20 protein-coding genes are annotated in these 22173 nt (G+C 70.7%); 15 read left to right on the top strand and 5 right to left on the bottom strand.

Translation table 11 applies throughout. The annotated features are described in order from the left end of the window. Positions 1–30: 30 nt before the first annotated feature. Positions 31–198: a hypothetical protein gene (locus ACGFYU_RS21805; protein WP_393828950.1), complete on the top strand. Its 168-nt coding sequence runs from the start codon at positions 31–33 to the stop codon at positions 196–198. Positions 199–284: 86 nt separating this feature from the next. Here the strand turns inward: ACGFYU_RS21805 and ACGFYU_RS21800 are convergent, their stop codons facing one another. Continuing rightward, entirely contained in the window at positions 285–725 is a 441-nt protein-coding gene (locus ACGFYU_RS21800) for a DUF6299 family protein (protein ID WP_393828949.1), read from the bottom strand. 160 nt (positions 726–885) lie between these two features. Here ACGFYU_RS21800 and ACGFYU_RS21795 point away from each other — a divergent pair, with 160 nt between their 5' ends. Together ACGFYU_RS21795 and ACGFYU_RS21790 are read left to right on the top strand one after the other, a co-directional pair. Beyond that, positions 886–1488, top strand: a complete 603-nt coding sequence (locus ACGFYU_RS21795) for a hypothetical protein (RefSeq protein ID WP_393828948.1) — start codon at positions 886–888, stop codon at positions 1486–1488. 57 nt (positions 1489–1545) lie between these two features. Then, positions 1546–2040 carry a DUF5949 family protein gene (locus ACGFYU_RS21790; protein ID WP_393828947.1) on the top strand — a complete coding sequence of 165 codons (495 nt, stop codon included), beginning with the start codon at positions 1546–1548 and terminating at the stop codon, positions 2038–2040. Positions 2041–2110: 70 nt separating this feature from the next. On the opposite strand, the gene ACGFYU_RS21785 is transcribed toward ACGFYU_RS21790, so the two are convergent. From ACGFYU_RS21785 to ACGFYU_RS21775, 3 genes are all read right to left on the bottom strand, one after another. Then, positions 2111–3364 carry a cytochrome P450 gene (locus ACGFYU_RS21785; RefSeq protein ID WP_393828946.1) on the bottom strand — a complete coding sequence of 418 codons (1254 nt, stop codon included), beginning with the start codon at positions 3362–3364 and terminating at the stop codon, positions 2111–2113. Between the two features lie 98 nt (positions 3365–3462). Further along, positions 3463–4611 (bottom strand): low temperature requirement protein A, encoded by a 1149-nt coding sequence (locus tag ACGFYU_RS21780; protein ID WP_393828945.1) that lies wholly within the window; start codon positions 4609–4611, stop codon positions 3463–3465. A gap of 29 nt (positions 4612–4640) precedes the next feature. Continuing rightward, on the bottom strand, positions 4641–5390 hold the full coding sequence (locus ACGFYU_RS21775; RefSeq protein ID WP_393828944.1) for a sirohydrochlorin chelatase: 750 nt from the start codon (positions 5388–5390) through the stop codon (positions 4641–4643). Between the two features lie 209 nt (positions 5391–5599). On the opposite strand from ACGFYU_RS21775, the gene nirB reads away from it, so the two are divergent. From nirB to ACGFYU_RS21715, 12 genes are all read left to right on the top strand, one after another. Further along, a complete protein-coding gene (nirB, locus tag ACGFYU_RS21770; RefSeq protein WP_393828943.1) occupies positions 5600–8353 on the top strand; it encodes a nitrite reductase large subunit NirB in 2754 nt (917 codons plus the stop codon). Between the two features lie 133 nt (positions 8354–8486). After that, entirely contained in the window at positions 8487–9896 is a 1410-nt protein-coding gene (locus tag ACGFYU_RS21765) for an MFS transporter (protein WP_393828942.1), read from the top strand. A 214-nt stretch (positions 9897–10110) separates the two neighbouring features. Beyond that, a complete protein-coding gene (locus ACGFYU_RS21760) occupies positions 10111–11415 on the top strand; it encodes an anaerobic C4-dicarboxylate transporter family protein (protein ID WP_393828941.1) in 1305 nt (434 codons plus the stop codon). 207 nt (positions 11416–11622) lie between these two features. Beyond that, complete coding sequence (gene pflB / locus ACGFYU_RS21755; protein WP_393828940.1) at positions 11623–13893, top strand: formate C-acetyltransferase; 2271 nt, start codon at positions 11623–11625, stop codon at positions 13891–13893. Between the two features lie 96 nt (positions 13894–13989). Then, positions 13990–14805: a pyruvate formate-lyase-activating protein gene (gene pflA, locus ACGFYU_RS21750; protein WP_393828939.1), complete on the top strand. Its 816-nt coding sequence runs from the start codon at positions 13990–13992 to the stop codon at positions 14803–14805. Positions 14806–14872: 67 nt separating this feature from the next. Further along, the gene (locus ACGFYU_RS21745) at positions 14873–15973 is read left to right on the top strand and encodes an MFS transporter (RefSeq protein ID WP_393828938.1); all 1101 of its coding nucleotides are present in this window, start codon (positions 14873–14875) and stop codon (positions 15971–15973) included. Next, entirely contained in the window at positions 15970–18288 is a 2319-nt protein-coding gene (locus ACGFYU_RS21740; protein WP_393828937.1) for a molybdopterin oxidoreductase family protein, read from the top strand. The genes ACGFYU_RS21745 and ACGFYU_RS21740 overlap by 4 nt, the downstream gene beginning before the upstream one ends. Positions 18289–18294: 6 nt before the next feature. After that, positions 18295–18951 carry a 4Fe-4S dicluster domain-containing protein gene (locus ACGFYU_RS21735; protein WP_393828936.1) on the top strand — a complete coding sequence of 219 codons (657 nt, stop codon included), beginning with the start codon at positions 18295–18297 and terminating at the stop codon, positions 18949–18951. After that, positions 18948–19595 carry a ubiquinol-cytochrome c reductase iron-sulfur subunit gene (locus ACGFYU_RS21730; RefSeq protein WP_393828935.1) on the top strand — a complete coding sequence of 216 codons (648 nt, stop codon included), beginning with the start codon at positions 18948–18950 and terminating at the stop codon, positions 19593–19595. The genes ACGFYU_RS21735 and ACGFYU_RS21730 overlap by 4 nt, the downstream gene beginning before the upstream one ends. Further along, entirely contained in the window at positions 19592–19960 is a 369-nt protein-coding gene (locus ACGFYU_RS21725) for a hypothetical protein (protein WP_393828934.1), read from the top strand. The genes ACGFYU_RS21730 and ACGFYU_RS21725 overlap by 4 nt, the downstream gene beginning before the upstream one ends. Before the next feature lie 2 nt (positions 19961–19962). Next, the gene (locus ACGFYU_RS21720) at positions 19963–21390 is read left to right on the top strand and encodes a NarK family nitrate/nitrite MFS transporter (protein ID WP_393828933.1); all 1428 of its coding nucleotides are present in this window, start codon (positions 19963–19965) and stop codon (positions 21388–21390) included. 37 nt (positions 21391–21427) lie between these two features. After that, positions 21428–21628, top strand: a complete 201-nt coding sequence (locus ACGFYU_RS21715) for a hypothetical protein (RefSeq protein WP_393828932.1) — start codon at positions 21428–21430, stop codon at positions 21626–21628. Positions 21629–21659: 31 nt separating this feature from the next. Here ACGFYU_RS21715 and mscL read toward each other — a convergent pair whose 3' ends face one another. Beyond that, complete coding sequence (mscL, locus tag ACGFYU_RS21710; protein WP_393828931.1) at positions 21660–22157, bottom strand: large conductance mechanosensitive channel protein MscL; 498 nt, start codon at positions 22155–22157, stop codon at positions 21660–21662. Between the last annotated feature and the right edge of the window lie 16 nt (positions 22158–22173).

Raw genomic sequence — 22173 nt, 5'->3', positions numbered from 1 at the left:
GATGATGCGAACCATGGAACGGAACGTGCTGTGCGCAGGCTGAGCCAGGGCGCCGTGACGGGCGTCCTGGCCCTGCTCCTGCTGGCCGCCGGAGTGCCGACGGTCGTGGACTGGACGACGGGGCGCCCGCACGCGGACCCCGGCTGCCAGGCGGTGGCGTTCATGTCGATGACGGGCGTCGCGCCCGCGTGCCGCTGACGCCCTCCGGACGCGGGCGCCGGGCAGCGCCCGGCTCCGGTAGCGGCGGCTACCGGACCGGCGGGCGCGCACGGACCCGGGACGGCTCAGCGCTCCTCGTGGACCTCGACGTCCTGGGTGTCCTGGGCGACCGTGGCCACCGAGCGCGGCATCAGGTTCGGCGAGAGGTGGATCTCCTGGAGCTCGCCGGTGACCGTCGCGTGGCCCGGGTGCACGCTGCCCCTGACGAAGGCGGGCGCGTGCGCCACCCACTCGCGCTCCGTGCCGTCGCAGACGACCTCCCCGGCGCCGATGCTGAGCCGGCTGCCGTCCTGCTCGACGGTCGCCTTGATCTGCATCGCCCCGACGGGTGACGCCTGCTCGCAGTGGTAGGTGCCGGAAAGGGTGACGGCGCCGTCCTTTGCGATGTGAGCTTCAGGATGTACGGAAATACCCTGCTCGAAAACGGTGGCACCGGCCGGGACGGTGAATACCGTGGTGGCGGCCAGTGCGGACAGGGCTGCCAGCGCCATTCGGCGGCCGGACATGCGCATTTTTCCTCCAAGGGGATCGCGGTGGCGGGATTCCGCCGGAACGCATTGTGCTGGCAATCGGACGGCAACTGGCTCCGCGTGCTCGTGTCGGTGAGTGCAATTGCCCGCTCGGGCGCGTGAGACTGACCGAAATACATCCCCGAAGGGATCCCGCATGCGTCAGTCCGCCGCCCGCCGCCACACCCCCGTCCTCGCCGCCGCGCTCGTCCCGCTCCTCCTGCTCGGCGCCACCGCCTGCCAGAGCGCCCCCGAGGGCGCCGCGCTCGCCCCCGCCGCCGCGCCCGCCGTCCCGGCGGACGACGGGGCGCCGGGCGCCGAGGAGGCCCCCGACCGGACTGGGGCGAAGGACGCTCGTGTGGGTGATCCCGTACGGGTGCACGGGCAGCAGGTCGGCCGTCACCTCCAGGTAGTGCTGAACGCGTACGTGGACCCCGCGGTCAGCGTCGAGAAGAACTTCGCCCCGCCGGCCGGCAAGCGCTGGGTGGCCGCCTCGATGTCCTTCGTCAACGTGGGCGGGGCCTCGTACGGGGCGCTCGGACGCATGTGGGCGCACGACAGCGCGGGGCAGCGCCATCCGGTGGTACCGACCGGTGAACTGACGACCGGCAAACCGCTCGTCTTCGATTCCCTCGCGGTCGGTGAGCGGGCCGAGGGATGGGTGGTGTTCGAAATCCCGGAAAACGCTCGCATTGAGCGGATCCAGTACGCGGACGCGAACATCCAGGCGAATTCCGGAGGGGGATTCTGGGCCGTCTAGCCCGCCCGGGTGAAAGGCCGTGAAAGGGCCGGGGGAGAGACGACTAGGGTGCGGCGCATGACTTCCACTCAAGCCGAAATCGACCGGTCGCAGCTCGGCACCCTTTCGGTGCTCGCCTGGATCGGCGACCCCTCCGAGGCCCACGACATCCCGTACCTCCTCGCCTACTCCCTCGGGGACGGCCCGAAGGGCCCGGAGGCCGGCGAGGCGGCGGCCCGCGGGCTGCTGGAGGAGATCGGCCTGCCCATCGGTGACGTCGTCATGGACGGCACCCGCAGCCCGCGCACCTTCGCGGTGCAGATCGTGCTGATGGCGGGCAACCAGGTCACGCTGACCATGCCCGGCCTGAACGCGACGTGCATCGCACCCCCGGAGTGGGTCGCCGCCGCGCGCGAGAGCGGACAGGCGTACTTCCTCTTCGCCACGCGCGCCTGGCCCGAGGCCGTCCCGGGCAAGCCGGTGGCCCCGGAGGTGCTCCAGGCGTTCGCGGGCGACGAGGCGGTGCTCACCAGCAGCGCCCACTGCGTCATCGCGGTGCAGACCCTGCAGTAGCGAGCGCTGCCGTACAGCTCCGGCCGCCGGGCTCCCAGCCTGCCCGGCGGCCGGTTCCGGTTCTGCCTTCTCAGGGCCGCTCGAACGCGAACTTCAGCGAGCGGACCCGGTTGTCGAAGTTCGACCCCGCCAGATCGGGCAGGCCCACCGCGCGCAGGCCGACCGGGCGGGTCAGCAGCTCCCGGAAGAGGGCCTTCATCTCCACCCGGGCCAGGTGCGCGCCCAGGCAGAAGTGCGGCCCGCCGCCGCCGAAGCCCAGGTGCGGATTGGGCGAGCGGGTGATGTCGAAGGCGTCGGGGTCCGGGAAGACCGCCTCGTCGCGGTTGGCGGAGGCGTAGTACAGGACCACCTTGTCGCCCGGGCGGAACAGGTGTCCGTCCAGGGTGTGTTCGGCGGCTACCGTCCGGCGGAACTGGATGATCGGCGTCGAGTGACGGATCATCTCGTCCACCGCGCCGTCCGCGTACTTCTCGAAGTCCGAGAGCAGCAGGTCGCGCTGGTCGGGGTTGTCGGTCAGCAGGGTCAGGCCGTGGGTGATCGCGTTGCGGGTGGTCTCCACCCCGGCGACCATCAGGAGCGAGAAGAACGCCCCGAGTTGGCGGGCCCCCAGGGCCTGGCCGTCGACGTTCGCGCAGACCAGGGCCGAGATCAGGTCGTCGGTGGGGTGCTTGCGGCGCTCCCGCCCGATGCCGGCCACCATCCGCTGCATACGGGCGAGGGCCCGCAGGCCGCGCCCGGGCATCCGCAGGCGGGCGGCCAGGCCGCGCTCCACGCCGATGTTCTCGGAGGCGTGGTTGACGCGGTCGGCGATCTCGGCGCGGTGGCGCTCCGGGATGCCCATCATGTTGCAGATGACCTCCAGGGGCAGCCGGGAGGCCACCGCCGAGACGAACTCGTCGGGCCGGTCCTCCAGTACGTCGTCCACGATCCGGGCGGCGACCGTGTGGATGTCCTCCTCGGCCGCCGCCAGCAGGCGGGGCGTGAAGGCCCGCTGCACGATCTTGCGGAGCTGGGCGTGGTCGGGGCCGTCGAGGTTGACCATCGAGTCCCCGAACAGTGCGCGGACCCAGCGGGGCGGCTCGGGGGTGGTCACGCCGGGGGCGCTCGCGAACACCTTGGGCAGGCGGCTCGCCTCCTGGACCTGGGCGTGGCGCACGAGGGCCCAGTGGCCGGCACGGGGCCCTTCAGGGATGAACACGGGGGACTCCTCGGCCCGGAGCCGGGCGAACGCCGCCAGACGGTGGGCGGGGGGCGCCTGCCAGAAGCCGGGCTCGGCCAGTTCCCTGCCGGGGTCCTTGCCGGGGCGTGGTGCGGGGAGTGTCATGGGCAGGGCCTCTTCCTTCGGCGGGGGGCGTTCCGCGCTGCAAAACGGGTGCGGGGGTGCAGGAGTGACGGTTCGGCGCGCCGTCGTTGCCGCAGGGGTCAGTGGGGCGTTCGGGAGGCGAGGGTCATGCCGACCGCGACCGTCGCGGCCGCGACGAGGCCCGCGTAGAGGACCGCGTAAGGGCCGGTCCAGGTGCAGGCCAGGAGGACGAGCGCGGAGAGCGGGAGCGTCAGTTGCTGGGCCATGCCGCGTTTGAAGTGGCGGGAGTGCAGCAGCCACACCATCAGGAGGAACAGCGCGGCCGGGACCGTCACCGCGGCATTGGCGGCGACCTGGGAGATGTGCGCCTTGCCGACCGCGTGCTCGACGGCGACCTCGATGCCCGCCCCGATCGCCGCGCCGGAGGCGAAGATCAGCAGGTGGCCGTAACCCCACGGGATGGCCTCCCGGTTGGAGGTCAGGTGCTCGTGCATCGGCACCGCGAAGTAGATCCACCACGCCGCGAAGACGATCAGCAGCCCGCCTCCGGCGATGGGCAGCAGCTCGCCCAGCGCCTCGTGCTCGTCGAGCGCCGACTTCACCGCCACCGTGCTCGCCGCGATGGTCTCGCCGAGCACGATGATGGTGAACAGCCCGTACCGCTCCACGATGTGGTGCGCGTGCCACGTCGTCTGGTGCCCGCGCTCGGCCAGCACCGGGACCAGCAGCTCGGCCACCACCAGCACGAGGAACAGCCAGCGCTTGAAGTCGTCCGGGGCGAACAGCAGCCCCACCCACCCGGCCTGGCAGATCACCAGCCCGGCCGCGTACGTCAGCGCCGTCGTGCGGGCCGCACCGCTCTCCCCGGCGGCGGCCCGCAGCCACTGCGCCGTCAGGGCGACGCGCATGATGATGTAGCCGATGACGGCGACCGTCCAGTCGTTCTCGTCGAAGGCCCGGCTCACCCCCGCCGCGTAGACGAGCACACCGGCGATCTGCACCAGGGTCGCGATCCGGTACGGCACGTCGTCGACGTCGTAGGCGGAGGCGAACCACGTGAAGTTCATCCACGCCCACCACACGCCGAAGAAGACGAAGAAGTAGCCGATCACCCCCGTGCCGGGATGGCCCTCCGCCAGCGCGTGCACCAGCCGGGCGCCGGCCTGCGCGACCGCGACGACGAAGCAGAGGTCGAAGAACAGCTCCAGCGGGGTGGCCGCGCGGTGGTCCTCTTCGCGGCTGCGGGCGGTCATGGGGGAGTAGGCCATACCGGACAGCACAGCAGAGGATGCCGTGCTCAGCGGGCCAGACGCGCGGCCCTCAGCACACCGGTGCCCCGCGCGGAGGCCTCGTAGCGCTCCAGCACCAGCCGGGCCACGTGCGGATGGTCGGCCAGCGGTTCCGACACCGCCCACGCGCCCGAGCCGGCCAGCGCGTGCGTGAACCGGCCCGGGGCCAGCAGGTGCGCCGCCACCGCGATCCGGCGGTACCCGGCGGCACGGAGCGCGGCCAGGGCCTCGGGGACGGTGGGCCCGGCCGAGGTCAGGTAGGCGGGGACCACCGGGACGGGGTCGGGGCCCCCGTCGTGCTCCAGCAGCTCGGCGAGCCGGGCCGCGCAGGCCGCCGTACCGGCGGTGCCGCCCGGCCGGGAGGACCCGGCGCCCGCCAGGACCACCGCGTCGGCCCGCGTGTGGGGGCCCCGGCGGCGCTCGGCGTCGCGCAGCCGGCTCCGCACCGCCAGGGCGACCGCGTGCTCGCCGCCGAGGCCCTCGGTGAGCACGCAACCGGTGCCTTCGAGCACCGCGGGGATGTCGACGCGGCGGTGGTAGCCGTCGCCGAGCAGCAGCGGGACCACCACCGCGCGAGGGTGCTCCCGTACGACCTCGGCGAGGGACGGCACCTGCACTCCCCCAGCTACCGCTGGGGGGACCCCCAAGTGGCCGACGACCGCACGGACCCCGCTCATCGCCTCGATGGCGGTGATGAGCCGGCGGATGGTCGCGGCGGCGGCCGGGACGGCGCTGCCGTGCACGGCGAGTACGAGCATGCCTCCACGCTAGGCGCGGGCGAGGGCCGTGCCAGTGGCCCGAAGGGCACACCGAGGCGGGCCGCACGTCCTGCGGACGACGGGGCGCCCGACCCCTCCGCCGGGGCCCTTTTCCGCAGCTCACCGCCGTGTGGCGGACCTAGCGTCGAGGGAGGAGGCATACGCGGCCCGCGCGTGTGCACGGCTCAGGGACACACGGAGCGATACCCATGGCGCAGACGTTGGTGGTCATCGGCCACGGCATGGTGGGGCACCGCCTGCTGGAGGCGCTCGCCGAGCGCGACGCGCTCGCCGGCCCCGGGCGGCCGGGTGATTCCGGCTGGCACGTGACCGTCCTCGCCGAGGAGGAGCGCCCCGCATACGACCGCGTGCACCTGTCCGCCGCCTTCACCGGCTCCAGCGGCGAGGACCTCTCCCTGTGCGGGCCCGGCTTCCCCGAGCGGCACGGCATCGACCTGCGGCTCGGCGACCCGGCCGAACAGATCGACACCGCCGCCCGTACGGTCACCAGCCGGTCCGGGGCGGTCGTCGCCTACGACGCGCTGGTGCTGGCGACCGGCTCGTACCCGTTCGTGCCGCCGATCGAGGGCGCGGACGCCGAGGGCTGCTTCACGTACCGGACCCTCGACGACGTGGAGGCGCTGACCGCCTACGCCGGGCGGGCACGGACCGGTGTGGTCATCGGCGGCGGGCTGCTCGGTCTGGAGGCGGCGGGCGCGCTGCGCACCCTCGGACTGACCACGCACGTCGTGGAGTTCGCGCCCCGGCTGATGCCGCTCCAGGTGGACGACGGGGGCGCCGCCGCGCTGCGCGCCACCATCGAGTCGATGGGCGTCGCCGTGCACACGGGCGTCGGCGCGGCCGGTGTCGGGACCGACGGGGACGGCAGGGCCGTCAGCCTGCGGCTGACCAACGGCCGGGAGATCAGCGCGGACGTCGTGGTCTTCTCGGCGGGCGTGCGCCCGCGCGACCGCCTCGCGCGCGAGTGCGGACTGGCGGTCGGTGACCGCGGCGGCGTGGTGGTGGACGCGCACTGCCGGACCAGCGACCCGTACGTCTACGCGGTCGGTGAGTGCGCGCAGACCGTCGACGGCAGGGTGTACGGGCTCGTCGCGCCCGGCTACCAGATGGCCGAGACGGTCGCCGACGCCCTGGCCGGGGAGGGCGCGCTGACCTTCACCGGGGCGGACACCTCGACCAAGCTGAAGCTGATGGGCGCCGATGTGGCCTCCTTCGGCGACCCGTTCGCGCCGGAGGGCCGGGACGGCGCCGTGTCGGTGGTCTTCTCCGACGCGCGCGAGGGCGTGTACAAGAAGCTGCTGCTCGGCCCGGACGGCGCGCTGCTCGGCGGCATCCTGGTCGGCGACGCGGCGGCGTACGGCTCGCTGAAGCCGCACGCGGGGCGGGTGCTGCCGGCCCCGCCGGAGGCCTTCATCCTGCCCCCGTCGGAGGGGACGGCGCCGCCCGGCGCGGACGCGCTGCCCGACGAAGCGGTGGTCTGCTCCTGCCACAACGTCACCAAGGCGCAGGTCCGCGAGGCCGTCGTCACCGAGTCCCTCACCGACCTCGGCGGGATCAAGAAGTGCACCAAGGCGGGCACGGGCTGCGGCGGCTGCCTCGGCACCCTCCAGGCCGTCCTGGACGCCGAACTGGCGGCGGCGGGCATCGAGAAGCCGCGCGGACTGTGCGAGCACTTCGCGCTCACCCGGGCCGAGATCTACGAGAAGGTCCACACCGAGCACATCCGGAGTTTCAGCGAGCTGCTGGAGACGTACGGGCAGGGCGGCGAGGGCTGCGCCGTCTGCAAGCCGGTGGTGGCGAACGTGCTGGGCACCCTCGCCCCCGACCTGGGCATCGGGCACATCCTGGCGGGCGAGCAGGCGGCCCTCCAGGACTCCAACGACCTCTTCCTCGCCAACCTCCAGAAGGACGGCACCTATTCGGTCATCCCGCGCGTCGCGGGCGGCGAGATCACCGCCGAGCAGGTCATCGCCCTGGGCGAGGTGGCCCGCGACTACGGCCTCTACACGAAGATCACCGGCGCGCAGCGGATCGGGCTCTTCGGGGTCCGCAAGGAGCAGCTGCCGGACATCTGGCGGCGCCTGGGCGGGGCGGGATTCGAGTCCGGGCAGGCGTACGGGAAGTCCCTGCGCGCGGTGAAGTCGTGCGTCGGCGCCCGCTTCTGCCGGTTCGGGCAGGGGGACTCGATCCAGCTGGCGATCGACCTGGAGCTGCGCTACCGGGGCCTGCGCACCCCGCACAAGTTCAAGGGCGGGGTCTCCGGCTGCCTGCGCGAGTGCGCGGAGGCGCGCGGCAAGGACGTCGGGGTCATCGCCACCGCCAACGGCTGGAACCTGTACGTCGGCGGCAACGGCGGCGCGTCCCCGCGCCACGCGGACCTGCTGGCCTCGGACCTGACGAGCGGCGAACTCTTCGCGCTGATCGACCGGTTCCTCATGTACTACATCCGCACCGGGGAGCGCCTGGAGCGCACGGCGGCCTGGGTGGAGCGGCTGGAGGGCGGGGTGGAACACCTCCGCGAGGTCCTGATCGAGGACTCGCTCGGGATCTGCGCCGAGCTGGAGGCGCAGATGGAGCGGCACGTGGCGGCGTACGAGGACGAGTGGCAGGCGGTCCTGGAAGACCCGGCGGCCCTGGACCGCTTCGGGACGGTGGACTTCGGGGCGGCCGGTGAGGGAGTCCTGGAGCCGGGCCGGGGACGTACGGCGGTCCTGGCGGACGGCACCGAGGCGGCGGTCTTCAAGGACCGCGCGGGCACCGTGTACGCGGTCGGCAACCGCGACCCCTTCTCGGGTGCGGACGTGATCGCCAACGGCATCATGGGCTCGCGCGACGGCGTGCCGATCGTCGCCTCGCCGATGCACAAGCAGGTCTTCGACCTGCGGACCGGCGTCTGCCTGGACGATCCGGAGGTCTGCCTCCCGGTGCTTCCGATGAACTGATCTCTCGACCAACGGACTGTGGGCGACGGGACCTTGTCCCGTCGCCCACAGTCCGTTCTCCTCTGCCGCGGGGCCATGGGCGGGGCGGAACCTGGATAGGCAAGGACACCCCTCGACGCATGAGGACGAAGCCATGAGTTCCGCCACGCAGGACGCGGTACGGCCGCAGCTCGCCGATCCGGCGCAGTACAGGCCGGGCCGCACCATCACGGACTGGACGCCGCAGGACCCGTCCTTCTGGCGGTCCACCGGGAAGAGGGTCGCGACCCGCAATCTGTGGATCGCGGTGCCGGCCCTGCTGGTGGCCTTCGTGGTCTGGCAGGTGTGGAGCATCACCGCGACCAACCTGAAGGACGTCGGCTTCGGCTTCAGCCAGTCCCAGCTCTTCTGGCTGACGGCGGTCCCCGGCATCACCGGCGGCACGGCCCGGATCTTCTACACCTTCCTCGGCCCGATGATCGGCCAGCGCCGCTTCACGGCGATCTCCACCGTCGTGCTGGTCGTGCCGCTGCTGTGGCTGGGCTTCGCGGTGCAGAACCCGGACACCCCCTACGGCACGATGATCGCGATCGCCGCCCTGTGCGGCATCGGCGGCGCGAACTTCTCCTCCTCGCTGGCCAACATCGGCTTCTTCTACCCGAAGCAGGAGAAGGGCAACGCGACCGGCATCAACGGCGGCCTGGGCAACCTGGGCGTATCGGTGGTCCAGCTCCTGACTCCCATCCTGATCACGTCCTCCGTCCTCGCCATCGGGGCGGGCCAGAAGAAGGCCAACGGCTCGGAGATCTACCTCCAGAACGCCGCCTTCGTGTGGGTCCCGGTGCTCGTGGTCCTCGCCGCGGTGGCCTGGTTCGGCCAGAACGACCTGAAGGTGGCCTCCACTCCCTTCAGCCAGCAGAAGATCATCTTCAAGCGCAAGCACAACTGGCTGATGACCTGGCTGTACGTCGGCACCTTCGGCTCCTTCATCGGCTTCGCCGCGGCCCTCCCCCTCCTCATCAAGACGACCTTCCCCGCGTACTCGGTGGCCACCTACGCCTGGATGGGCCCGGCCCTTGGCGCGCTGGCGCGCTGGGCGGGCGGCTGGATCGCCGACAAGCTGGGCGGTGCGCGGGTGACGATCCTGTCCTTCGTGGGCATGGCGCTCTCGATCATCGGCGTGATCAACTTCCTCCCCGCGGGCTCCTCTTCAGGCCATTTCTTCGGCTTCTTCCTCTGCTTCCTGTCGGCGTTCTTCTTCTCGGGCATCGGCAACGGATCGACCTTCCGGCAGATCCCGGTCATCTTCCGGGGCCAGCACCTGAAGGGCCTGACGGAGGGCACCCCGCGGTACGCGGCCGCGCTGAAGCAGGCGGAGATCGAGTCGGGCGCGGTCACGGGCTTCACGGCCGCGATCGCCGCCTACGGCTTCTTCTTCATCCCGGCGATGTTCGCCAACTTCGCCGTGACGAGCGCGATGTGGGGCTTCGTGGGCTTCTACGCCTCCTGCGTGGTCGTGGCCTGGTGGTTCTACGCCCGCCCGGGCGCCGAAGCCCCCAGCTAGGCGCGGGCCCCCGGGGCTCCGCCCCGCACCCCGCGCCTCAAACGCCGGCCAGATCCAGCCCCTCCGGCGTTTGAGGAGCGGGGTCTGGGGCGGAGCCCCAGCAGCGGCGCCGCAGGCGAACTCCGCGCCGCCCCGCCGGGCGCCCGGGCGCGGACACGACCAGCCCCCGGCGCAGCCGGAGCGGCAGACACGAAAGGCCACGCCAGTGCTCGGCATGTTCCTGCAACTCGGCGTCATGGTGGCGGCCATCACCCTCGGCTCCCGCAAGGGCGGCGTGGCCATGGGGCTCTGGGGGGCCGTCGGGGTCTTCGTGCTCGCGACGTTCTTCGGCGTCACCCCCGCCGACACCTCCGGCATCGTCGACGTCATGTTGATCATCCTCGCGGTGATCACGGCCGCCGCCGCCATGGAGGCCGCCGGCGGCATCGACCACCTCGTCGGCCTCGCCGAGCGGGCCATCCGCCGCAAGCCCAGCCGCGTCGTCTACGTCGCGCCCCTGGTCTCCTGGGCCTTCACCCTCGGCGCGGGCACGGCCCACGTCTTCTACCCCCTGCTCCCCGTCATCCACGACGTGGCCCGCGAGGGCGGGGTCCGGCCCGAGCGGCCCATCGCCGTCTCCTCCATCGCCGCCACCTTTGGTATCACCGCGTCCCCCGTCTCCGCCGCCATGGCCGCCATGATCGTGATGTTCGACGGCGACGGCTGGAACCTGCCCCGCATCATGGCCGTGGCCGTTCCGGCCACCCTGCTGGGCGTCCTCGCCGCCGCCACCGTGCAGGCGAGGGTCGGCAAGGAGCTCGAACGGGACCCCGAATACCTGCGCCGTCTCGCCGCCGGGGAGATCGAGGCCCCCGCCCCCGCCGAAGCGGCCCCGCCGCCGCGACCCCGGGCGCGCTGGTCCGCGTACCTCTTCCTCGGCGGGACCGTCGCCGTGGTCGTCAGTGGTCTCTTCCCCGCCCTGCGCCCGGCGACCGGCAAGGGGCCGCTCTCCATGCCCGCCACCATCGAGATCCTGATGATGTCGGTGGCGGCGCTGATCCTCCTCTTCTGCAAGGTGGACGCCAAGCGCATACCGGGGACGGACGTCGCCAAGTCCGGCCTGGTCGCGGTCATCGGCGTCTTCGGTCTGTCGTGGCTCGGGCTGTCCTTCATCGGGGCCAACGAGGGCCGGATCACCGGCGCCCTCGGCGGGGTCGCGCAGGACCACCCCTGGTTCTTCGCCATCATGCTGCTGCTCCTCTCCGCGCTGCTCTTCAGTCAGGCCACCACCACGAAGGCCCTGATGCCGCTCGGGCTGGCACTCGGCATACCGGCCCCCCTGCTCATCGCGATGTGGCCCGCCGTGAACGGCTATTTCCTGCTGCCGACCTACGGCACCTTCATCGCGGCGATCAACTTCGACCGGACCGGCACCACTCGCGTCGGCCGCTTCGTCGTCAACCACTCCTTCATGCTGCCCGGCCTGATCACGACGTGCGTCGCGGTATCCACAGGCTTCGCTCTGGTTCGGTTTGTCTGATTTTTCGAGATTCTTGTGAAAGCATTCACAAGCTCACGATGGACCTTCGGCCTGCCGAAAAGCCCAGGTCGGAGGCGATGGAGAGGTTCGTCGGCGGAAGATCGCAGGACCTTCGGGCCCCAGCTCAGGACCAACGCGGCGCCAAATGATCGATCAAAAGGCGTGCAATGGAGACAAGCAAAGAGGCGACTGAAGAAGGTGCGGGCGATGACTGCCACCCCTGCGGAGACCACGAGGAACGGCGAGGCCTGGGAGGGCTTCAAGGGCGGGCTGTGGCGCGACGCCATCGACGTCCGCGACTTCATCCAGCAGAACTACACGCCGTACGAGGGCGACGACACCTTCCTCGCCGGCCCCACCGCCCGCACCACGGCCGTGTGGAAGGCGATCACGGACAAGTTCCCGGAGGAGCGCGAGAAGGGCGTCTACGACGTCGCCCACGACATCCCGTCGTCGATCACCGCTCACGCCCCCGGCTACATAGACCGCGACAAGGACCTCATCGTCGGCCTCCAGACGGACGCCCCGCTCAAGCGCGCGATCATGCCGTACGGCGGCTGGCGCATGGTCGCCGGCGCGCTGGAGACCTACGGCTACCCGGTCTCCGAGGAGCTGGAGAAGGTCTTCACCGAGTACCGCAAGACCCACAACGCCGGCGTCTTCGACGCCTACACCCCCGAGATCCGCGCCGCCCGCAAGGCCGGCATCGTCACCGGCCTGCCGGACGCGTACGGCCGCGGCCGCATCATCGGCGACTACCGCCGCGTGGCCCTCTACGGCGTCGACCGCCTCATCGCCTTCAAGAAGGAGGAGAAGGAGGAGCTGAACGCCCTCCCGGCCGGGAACCGTTCACTGGAGGAGACGATCCGCCTGCGCGAGGAGCTCTCCGAGCAGATCCGCGCCCTCGCCGAGCTCAAGGCGATGGCGGCCTCCTACGGCCACGACATCTCCGGCCCGGCCGCCACCGGCCGCGAGGCCATCCAGTGGCTGTACTTCTCCTACCTGGCTGCCGTGAAGGAGCAGAACGGCGCGGCCATGTCGCTGGGCCGCACCTCCACCTTCGTCGACGTCTACCTCCAGCGCGACATCGAGGCCGGCGTCCTGACGGAGGAGCAGGCGCAGGAGCTGGTCGACGACTTCATCATCAAGCTGCGCATCGTCCGCTTCCTGCGCACCCCGGAGTACGACGAGCTGTTCTCCGGCGACCCGACCTGGGTGACCGAGTCCATCGCCGGCATGGGCGAGGACGGCCGCCCGCTGGTCACGAAGACCTCCTTCCGCTACCTCCAGACCCTCTACAACCTCGGCCCGGCCCCCGAGCCGAACATGACGGTCTTCTGGTCGCCGCAGCTGCCGCAGGGCTTCAAGGAGTTCTGCGCCCGCGTCTCGATCGACACCTCCTCGGTGCAGTACGAGTCCGACGAGCTGATGCGCCCCCGCTTCGGAGACGACACCGCCATCGCGTGCTGCGTCTCGGCGATGCCGGTCGGCAAGCAGATGCAGTTCTTCGGCGCCCGCGTGAACCTCGCCAAGACCCTCCTCTACGCGATCAACGGCGGCCGGGACGAGAAGTCCGGCGCCCAGGTCGGCCCCGAGACCGGAGCCCTGACCTCCGAGGTGCTGGACTACGACACGGTCATGGCGAAGTTCGACGAGCAGATGGAATGGCTCGCCGAGACCTACGTCCACGCCCTGAACGTCATCCACTACATGCACGACAAGTACGCCTACGAGCGCATCGAGATGGCGCTGCACGACCGCGACGTGCGCCGCACCATGGCCTGCGGCATCGCCGGCCTGTCGGTGGCGGCCGACTCGCTGTCCGCCATCAAGTACGCCAAGGTCACCGCCGTGCGCGACGAGACCGGGCTCGCCACCGACTACGTCGTCGAGGGCGACTACCCGGCCTACGGGAACAACGACGACCGCGTCGACGACATCGCCGTGTGGCTGGTCGAGGAGTTCATGAGGAAGGTGCGGAAGCACGAGACGTACCGGGGTGCCGAGCACACCCAGTCCGTGCTGACCATCACCTCGAACGTCGTCTACGGCAAGAAGACCGGCAACACCCCGGACGGGCGCCGCGCCGGCGAGCCGTTCTCCCCGGGCGCCAACCCGATGAACGGCCGCGACACCCACGGCTACGTCACCTCGGCGCTGTCGGTCGCGAAGCTCCCGTACGAGGACGCCGAGGACGGCATCTCGCTGACCAACACCGTCACCCCCGACGGCCTGGGCCGCACCCCCGAGGAGCGGATCAAGAACCTGGCGGGCGTGCTCGACGGCTACATGGCGGTCGACGGCTTCCACATGAACGTGAACGTGCTCAACCGCGACACGCTCATGGACGCCATGGAACACCCGGAGAACTACCCGCAGCTGACCATCCGCGTCAGCGGCTACGCGGTGAACTTCGTCCGCCTCACGCGGGACCAGCAGCTCGACGTGCTGAACCGCACCTTCCACGGCTCGCTCTAGAGCCTCCAGACCGCGCGGCCCGGGACCGGGCCCTCACCCCGGCCCCGGGGCCGCGCGATTCACCGTCTTCGAACAGACAGCTCAGGGGTGCCTGCCATGACCGTCCTTCTCGGCTCGAACATCGCCCGCGCCGCCGCGCCCGCCGCCCCCACCACTCTCGCGGCCGCCGCGACCCAGCGGCCCAGCGAGGGCTCGGTGCACTCCTGGGACCTGTCCACCGGCGTCGACGGCCCCGGGACGCGCTTCGTCACCTTCCTCTCCGGATGCCCGCTGACCTGCCTGTACTGCCACAACCCCGACACGTGGAAGATGCGCAACGGCAAGCGGACCTCCGCCGACGACGTGATCGCCGAAGCCGCCAAGTACCGCAAGTTCATCGCCGCGTCCGGCGGCGGGGCCACCGTCTCCGGCGGGGAGCCGCTGCTCCAGCCCGTCTTCGCGGGCGAGCTGCTGCACCGGATGAAGCACGAGCTGGGCCTGCACACCGCCCTGGACACCTCGGGATTCCTCGGCGTCCGGGCCACCGACGCCCTTCTGCGCGATGTGGACCTGGTCCTGCTCGACATCAAGTCCTGGGACCGGGAGACCTACAAGAAGGTGACCGGCCGCCCGCTGCGGCCCACCCTCGACTTCGCCCAGCGCCTCGCCGACCTCGGCAAGGAGGTCCACCTGCGGTTCGTGCTGGTGCCGGGCCTGACCGACGCGCCCGAGAACATCGAGGGCGTCGCCGCCTTCGCCGGAAGCCTCGGCAATGTCTCGCGGGTCGACGTACTGCCCTTCCACAAGCTGGGCGAGGGGAAGTGGCAGGCGCTGGAGATGAACTTCACGCTGCACGACACCCCGTCGCCCACCGCGGAGCAGGTGGCGGCGGCCAGGGCGATCTTCGCGGCGCAGGGCCTGACGGCCATCTGACCCGTTCAGCCCAATTGCATGTACGGCATAACGGGCTGAAACGGTACATCCCACTTAGCGTGGTGGTGTGTCCGAGCCCACCGAAGTCCTCGCCGAAGCCCCGCCGCCACCAGCCGGGGCACCCCAGGTCCCCACGCCGGTCAGTCGATCCGTCACCACCCGGGCCACCCTGGCCGGCACCCTCGTATCGCTGCTCCTCATCGTCGCGATCGTGCTGGGCAGCCGGTTGCTGCGCGACTTCGACTCGGCGCTCCTGCCGTATGCCGTCGCCACCGTCTTCCTGGCCTTCGGCGTGGCCTACCGGTACACCGTCTGGGTCTCCGCGCCGGGTGCCCGGCGCCTCTTCAAGAAGGGCTTCGGCAGCTTCTTCTCGGCCGACAACTTCAAGAAGGCGCCCACTGCCCTGCCGAAGATGATCGCCACCTACCTCGGCTTCCAGAAGTTCCTCGGCGCCCGGTCACGCTCCCGCTGGGCCGCCCACCAGCTGATCTTCTGGGGCTGCCTGCTGGCCGCCGCGATCACCTTCCCGCTCACCTGGGGCTGGTTCACCTTCACCTCGGACAGCGGCTCCGGCCCCGGCTACGAGATGCGGATCTGGGGCTTCAAGATCCTCGGCTTCGACTCGCTGAACCTCGTGGGCTGGCTGATGTTCCACGGCCTGGACATCGCCGCCGTGCTGGTCATCCCCGGCGCCTCGTACTTCCTGTGGCGCCGGATGAAGGACCGCGGCGCCATCACCGGCCAGCGCTTCGCCTACGACCTGCTGCCGCTGATCTGCCTGATCGTGATCTCCGTGACCGGGCTGCTGCTCACCTTCTCGTCGATCTTCCTGCACGGCGGCGGCTACGAGTTCCTCGCGATCCTGCACATGGTGTCGGTGGTGTTCACCCTCATCTACATCCCGTTCGGGAAGTTCTTCCACATCGTCCAGCGCCCGGCCGCCGTCGGCATGCAGCTCTTCAAGTACACCGCCCGCCAGGACGAGCAGGTCTTCGCCTGCAAACGCTGCGGCGAACCCATCGACACCACCCCGTACGTCGAGAACCTGCGCGGCACCATGCAGGACCTGAAGCTCGACTTCAACGCTTTCGTGGAGTACTGCCCGCGCTGCAAGCGGGTGCTGCGCGGCAACGCCTACCTCTCGCACGTCAAGAAGGGCTTCAAGTGACCGCGACGGACCCCACGAAGAGGGCCCCGCTGCCCATCGACCCCTCCATCGCCCCGCCCGGCACCCGCAACTTCCGGGACGCCGGCGGCATCCCCGCCGACCGGTGGCACGCCGACCAGAACGGCGAGACCCTCGTCCCCACCCACTGCTGCTTCTGCGGCGTGCAGTGCGGGATGTACCTCCGCGTGGACAAGGGCGGCAAGGTCTTCGGCGTCGAGCCCCGCAACCACGACATCAACCGGATGCGGCTGTGCCCCAAGGGCATCAACGCCTACCAGCAGGTCAACCACCCGGACCGGCTGACCGCCCCGCTGATGCGCCGCTCGCGGGACGAGGAGTTCAAGGAGACCTCCTGGGAGGAGGCCCTCGACTTCACCGTCTCCGAGATCCGCCGCATCCAGGGCGCCCACGGGAACGACTCCTTCGGCCTGCTCGGCGGCGCCAGCCTCTTCTCCGAGAAGACCTACCTGGTCGGCAAGTTCGGCCGGGTCGCCCTCAAGACCCGGCACGTCGACTACAACGGGCGCCTGTGCATGGTCAGCGCCGCTGGCGCCAACAAGCTCGCCTTCGGCATCGACCGGGCCGCCAACCCCTTCTCCGACATCCTCCTCACCGACTGCCTGCTGATCGCCGGGTCGAACGTGGGGGAGTGCTTCCCTGTGATGACCCAGTACCTGTGGGGCGCCCGCGACCGCGGGGCCTCGCTCATCGTGGTCGACCCGCGCGAGACGGCCATCGCCCGCACCGCCGACGTGCACGTCGCCCTCAAGCCCGGCACCGACTCCGCCTTCTTCAACGCCGTGCTGCACGTGATCGTCGCCGAAGGCCTCACCGACGAGGCCTACCTCGCCGCCCACACCACCGGCTGGGACGAGGTCAAGAAGACCGTCCAGGACTACCCGCCCGCCCGGTCAGCCGAGATCTGCGGGGTCCCCGAGCAGCAGATCCTCCAGGTGGCCCGGATGTTCGGCGGCGCCGACAAGGCCATGGCCTTCCACGCCCGCGGGCTCGAACACCACTCCCAGGGCGTCGAGAACTGCCTGTCCGTCATCAACCTGTGCGTGGCCACCGGGAACCTCGGCAAGCCGGGAGCCGGCTACGGCACCATCACCGGCCAGGGCAACGGCCAGGGCGGCCGCGAGCACGGCCAGAAGGCCGACCTCCTGCCCGGCGGCCGCTCCATCATGAACGAGGAGCACCGCCTCCAGATCTGCCGGATCTGGGGCATCAAGGAGTCCGAGCTCCCGCCCGCGGGCACCTCCATGATGGAGATGGTCTGGCAGATGCAACGCCAGGAGATCCGCGGCCTGATCGGCATCTGCAACAACCCCTTCGTCTCGCTCCCCAACTACGGGGCGGTCAAGAAGGGCTACGACAGCCTCGAATTCCACGCACAGTTCGACTTCTTCCTCTCCGAGACCGCGACCAACGCGCACGTGGTCTTCCCGGTCACCGTCTGGGCCGAGGACGAGGGCGTCATGGCCAATACCGAGGCCCGAGTCGTCAAGCACAACAAGGCGCAGGAGCCGCCCGCCGGAGTACGCACCGACACCTGGGTGATGTGCGAGCTCGCCAAACGGCTCGGCGCCGGGGACAAGTTCGACTTCGCCGACTCCCGCGCGGTGTTCGAGGAACTCCGCATCGCCTCCGCCGGCACGGTCAACGACTACTACGGCATCACCTACGAACGCCTGGAGGAGACCGGCGGCATCATGTGGCCCTGCCCCTCCACCGAACACCCGGGAACCCCCCGGCTGTTCGAGGGCGGCAAGACCTTCCACCCCGACGGGAAGGTCCACATGCAGGCCGTCGAGTGGCACGCGCCGATGGACCCCTACACCGAGGAGTTCCCCCTCTCCCTCACCACCGGCCGCACCGTCGCGCACTTCCTCTCCGGCAACCAGACCCGCCGCCTGGGCGCCCTCGTCGAACAGACCCCCCGCCCCTGGGTGGAGGTCCATCCCTCGCACGGCTTCCGCAACGGAGACCCCGTCCGGGTCGTCACCCGTCGCGGCAGCGAGGTCTTCCCGGCCCTGGTCACCGAGGCGATCCGCCCCGACACCGTCTTCATCCCCTATCACTGGCCCGTCCCGACGGCCGCGAACGCCCTGACCATCGACGCCCTCGACCCCCGCTCGAAGATCCCCGAGTACAAGGTCTGCGCCGCCCGGATCGAGGCCGGCGAGCGGATCGACGAGGTCCCCGCGCCGCCCACCGGCCCTGGCCGCGAGGCCTATCCGGAGACCCAGGTCTCCCGCACCGACCCCCTTCCCCCCACGTCCTCGCAGGGCCGTGGCACGGCGGAGAGGAGCTGACCCGCCATGATGGGCCGCACGATCTTCATCGACCCGGGTCGCTGCATCGGCTGCCAGGCCTGTGTCTCCGCCTGCCGCGAATGCGACTCCCACCGGGGCAAGTCGATGATCCACCTGGACTACACCGATCCCGGCATGTCCGTCGCCTCCCTTCCGACCGTCTGCATGCACTGTGAGGACCCGGTCGCGCCCTGCGCCGAGGTCTGCCCCGCCGACGCGATCCTGGTGACCGCCGACGGCGTCGTCCAACAGGCCGACACCACCCGCTGTATCGGCTGCGCCAACTGCGTCAACGCCTGCCCCTTCGGCGTCCCGAAGATCGACCTCCAGGCGAAGCTGCAGATGAAGTGCAACCTCTGCTACGACCGCACCGCCTACGGCCTGGCCCCCATGTGCGCCACCGTCTGCCCGACGGGGGCCCTCTTCTACGGAACCCTCGAAGAGCTCCAGGCCGAACGCCCCGGCGTCCAGGTCGCCGACTCCTTCGCCTTCGGCGACGTCGTCGTCTCCACCGGAGTGGCGATGGTCGTCCCCGCCGACAAGGTCCAGTGGCCCGTCCCGGGCGGCCTTCCCATCGTCGAGATCAATGGAGTGGACATGAGCGAAGCGAATCCGAATGAGGGTGGCGGCGGGCGACGGGTGGGCGGAGCCGACGTCCGATGAGCGTGACCGAACAGCCCCCTCCCGCACCGGGTGAGGACGAGGCCGCCGACCGGTTGCGCGACCGGATCAGCGCCGACTCCCTCACCACCCGCCGCGACTACCTGCGGATCGTCGCCACCGTCTCCGGCGGCCTGGCCATCGGCGGAGTCGGCGTCGCCGCCGGCATCCTGCACCGGCACGGCGACAGCGAGACCCTGCCCCCTGCCAAGAAGGTCACCGACCGGCTCGCGCCGGGCGAGTCCGTGGCCTTCAGGTTCCCCGGCGACGAGGACCGGGCCCTCGCCGTACGGCTGGCCGACGGCACCCTCGTCGGCTACTCCGCGGTCTGCACCCACCTGGCCTGCGCCGTGCTCTGGCGCGAGGACCGGGGCGTCGACGGGGAGCTGTACTGCCCCTGCCACGAGGGCGTCTTCGACGTCCGCACCGGAGAGGTGAGCGCGGGCCCGCCACCCCGCCCCCTTCCCATCGTCTTCCTGACCGAGCAGGCCGACGGCAGTGTCTGGGCCATCGCCACCGCCCGGTCGGGAGAGTCGGCCAAGGACGCCCTGTGCCGGCAGTTCGGCGATTCCCGCCCCGAGACGACCCGCCAGCTGGGCTGCCCCGGAGCCGATCGCGCCACCGCGAACGAAAGCGGGCGGACGTGAGCGACGCACCACTGCCTCCGCGCCCCGACTACCACCCGGGGAGCGCCCAGCCCCGGCTGAACCGGCCGGTGCACGAGCGGTATCCGCAGATCCGCTCCACCAGCGGCTACGGCGACCCGCGGATCCGGCACACGGGCCCCGGCCCGGGCGCCGGCACCGAACAGGAACCGGAGCGGTCCTCGAAGCTCAACGCCCGCCTGGCCCTGGCCCTCACCGTGGTCATCGGGCAGCTCTGGGCGCTGACCGTGACCGTCAACGAGTGGATGAAGGGCAACACCGGCACGGCCTGGTGGGGTGCGGGATTCCTGATCCTGTCCTTCCTCGTCGTGATCGCGCTGTGGCTCCTCGACCCGAAGGACCGATGACCATGTCCATACGCACGAACAGCGGCTCCGCGGTGCGCTCGCACCGGGCGGAGACCTACAAGCCCGGCGCCACCATCGGCGACTGGCGGCCCGAGGACGACGGCTTCTGGCAGTCCACCGGCCGCAGGGTCGCCCAGCGCAACCTCTGGATCTCGATCCCCGCGCTGATGCTCGGCTTCGTGGTCTGGCAGGTCTGGTCGGTCACCGTGGTCAAGCTGAACGACGTCGGCTTCGGCTTCTCCAAATCGCAGCTGTTCTGGCTGACCGCCATCCCCGGCATCACCGGCGGCACCTTCCGGATCCTGTACACCTTCATCGGCCCGATCTTCGGCGAGCGCAAGTTCACCGCCTTCAGCACGATCATCCTGGTCGTGCCGATGCTGTGGCTGGGCTTCGCGCTCCAGGACACCGGCACTCCCTACTGGGAGCTGGCGCTGATCGCGGCCGTCTGCGGGATCGGCGGCGCCAACTTCGCCTCTTCGATGGCGAACATCGGCTTCTTCTTCCCCAAGCGGGAGAAGGGCAGTGCCAACGGCCTCAACGGCGGGCTCGGCAACCTCGGCGTGAGCGTGGTCCAGCTGGTCGCCCCGCTGGTGGTCACCGCAGCCGTACTGGGCGCCCCGGCGGGCGGCCCGCAGCACGACTCCAAGAAGAACACCGACATCTGGCTCCAGAACGGCGCCTTCCTCTGGGTGCCGCTGCTGGTGATCATGGCAGCGCTCGCCTGGTTCCTGATGAACGACCTCAAGGTGGCCGCGGCCCCCTTCAGTCAGCAGAAGATCATCTTCAAGCGCAAGCACAACTGGCTGATGACCTGGCTCTACGTAGGCACCTTCGGGTCCTTCATTGGCTTCGCCGCGGGCCTGCCCCTGCTGATCAAGAACAACTTCGAGGCGCAGGGCTACCAGGCCACCACCTATGCCTGGATCGGCCCCTTCGTCGGCGCGATCATGCGCTGGGCCGGCGGCTGGCTCTCCGACAGGATCGGCGGAGCCAGGGTCACCCTGCTGTCCTTCGTCGGGATGGCCGCGGCGCTGGTCGTGGTGATCTTCGCGCTGCCCTCCGGCGGCGACCAGGGCAGCTTCTGGGCCTTCTTCATCGGCTTCCTGGTGGCCTTCGCCTTCTCCGGCCTCGGCAACGGCTCGACCTTCCGGCAGATCCCGGTGATCTTCCGGGACCAGCACATGCGGGAGGCACAGGGCCTCGGCCCGGAAGCGCAGGCCGCCGCACTCAAGCAGTCGGAGATGGAGGCGGGCGCCGTCACCGGATTCTCCTCGGCCATAGCCGCCTACGGCTTCTTCTTCATCCCCGCGATGTTCGCGGCCATGGCGGTCACCAACGCCCTGTGGCTGTTCATCGGCTTCTACGCCACCTGTCTGGCGGTGTGCTGGTGGTTCTACGCCCGCAAGGGCGCGGAGGCTCCCAGCTGAGCGGGGTCCGGGCCGGCCTCGGCCGTACCCTGGAGGCATGAGCACCGCCCCCGCCTCCGAGCCGCAGCCCGAGCCTGCCGCCAAGCCCAAGCCGAAGCCCCGGCTGGTCTTCGACGACCCGCTGGACCAGCAGTCCTCGGACGACACCGACCGGGGCTGGGGCGAGCGGCCGCCCGCCGGCGGAAGCGCGGCCGACCTGGCCCGCTTCCTCGACGAGAAGCCCCCGCACCACATCTGAGCGGCCGGAGCCGCCGGTCCCGCCGTCGCGGCTAGAAGCCGTCGCGCGAACCGGTGGCCCCGGTACCGCTGCCTCCGGACCGCTGTGCGACCAGGTTGTCGCGGATCTCCTTGAGGACCTCCAGCTCGGTGACCTCGATGGTCTCCTGGACGCCCTCCCTGGCCTTCCGGCGGGCCTCCGTCTTGGCGAGGTACTTCGCCATCGGCAGCACCATCAGGAAGTACACGACCGCAGCGGTGATCAGGAAGGTCAGCGTCGCGTTGAGGACCGAACCCCAGAGGATCTCCACGCCCGTCGGCTGGCCGTCGGGGCCGGTGCCGCAGGGGTCCTTGATGCAGGACTTGTAGACGTCCAGGTTCTTCGTGCCGATCGCGCCGATCACGGGGCTGATGATGCCCTTCACGACCGAGTTCACGATGTTCGTGAACGCGGCCCCGATGACGACGGCCACCGCGAGGTCGACCACGTTGCCGCGCATCAGGAAGGCCTTGAAGCCCGCCAGGACGCTCTCCCTCTTCTTCTCGCTCACCACTGAGCCTCTCTTC

The sequence above is a fragment of the Streptomyces sp. NPDC048337 genome, assembly GCF_043201175.1.
Taxonomy (GTDB): Bacteria; Actinomycetota; Actinomycetes; order Streptomycetales; family Streptomycetaceae; genus Streptomyces.
The sequence above is the reverse complement of the archived record's forward strand: the minus strand, read 5'-3'. Positions and strand labels throughout refer to the sequence as shown.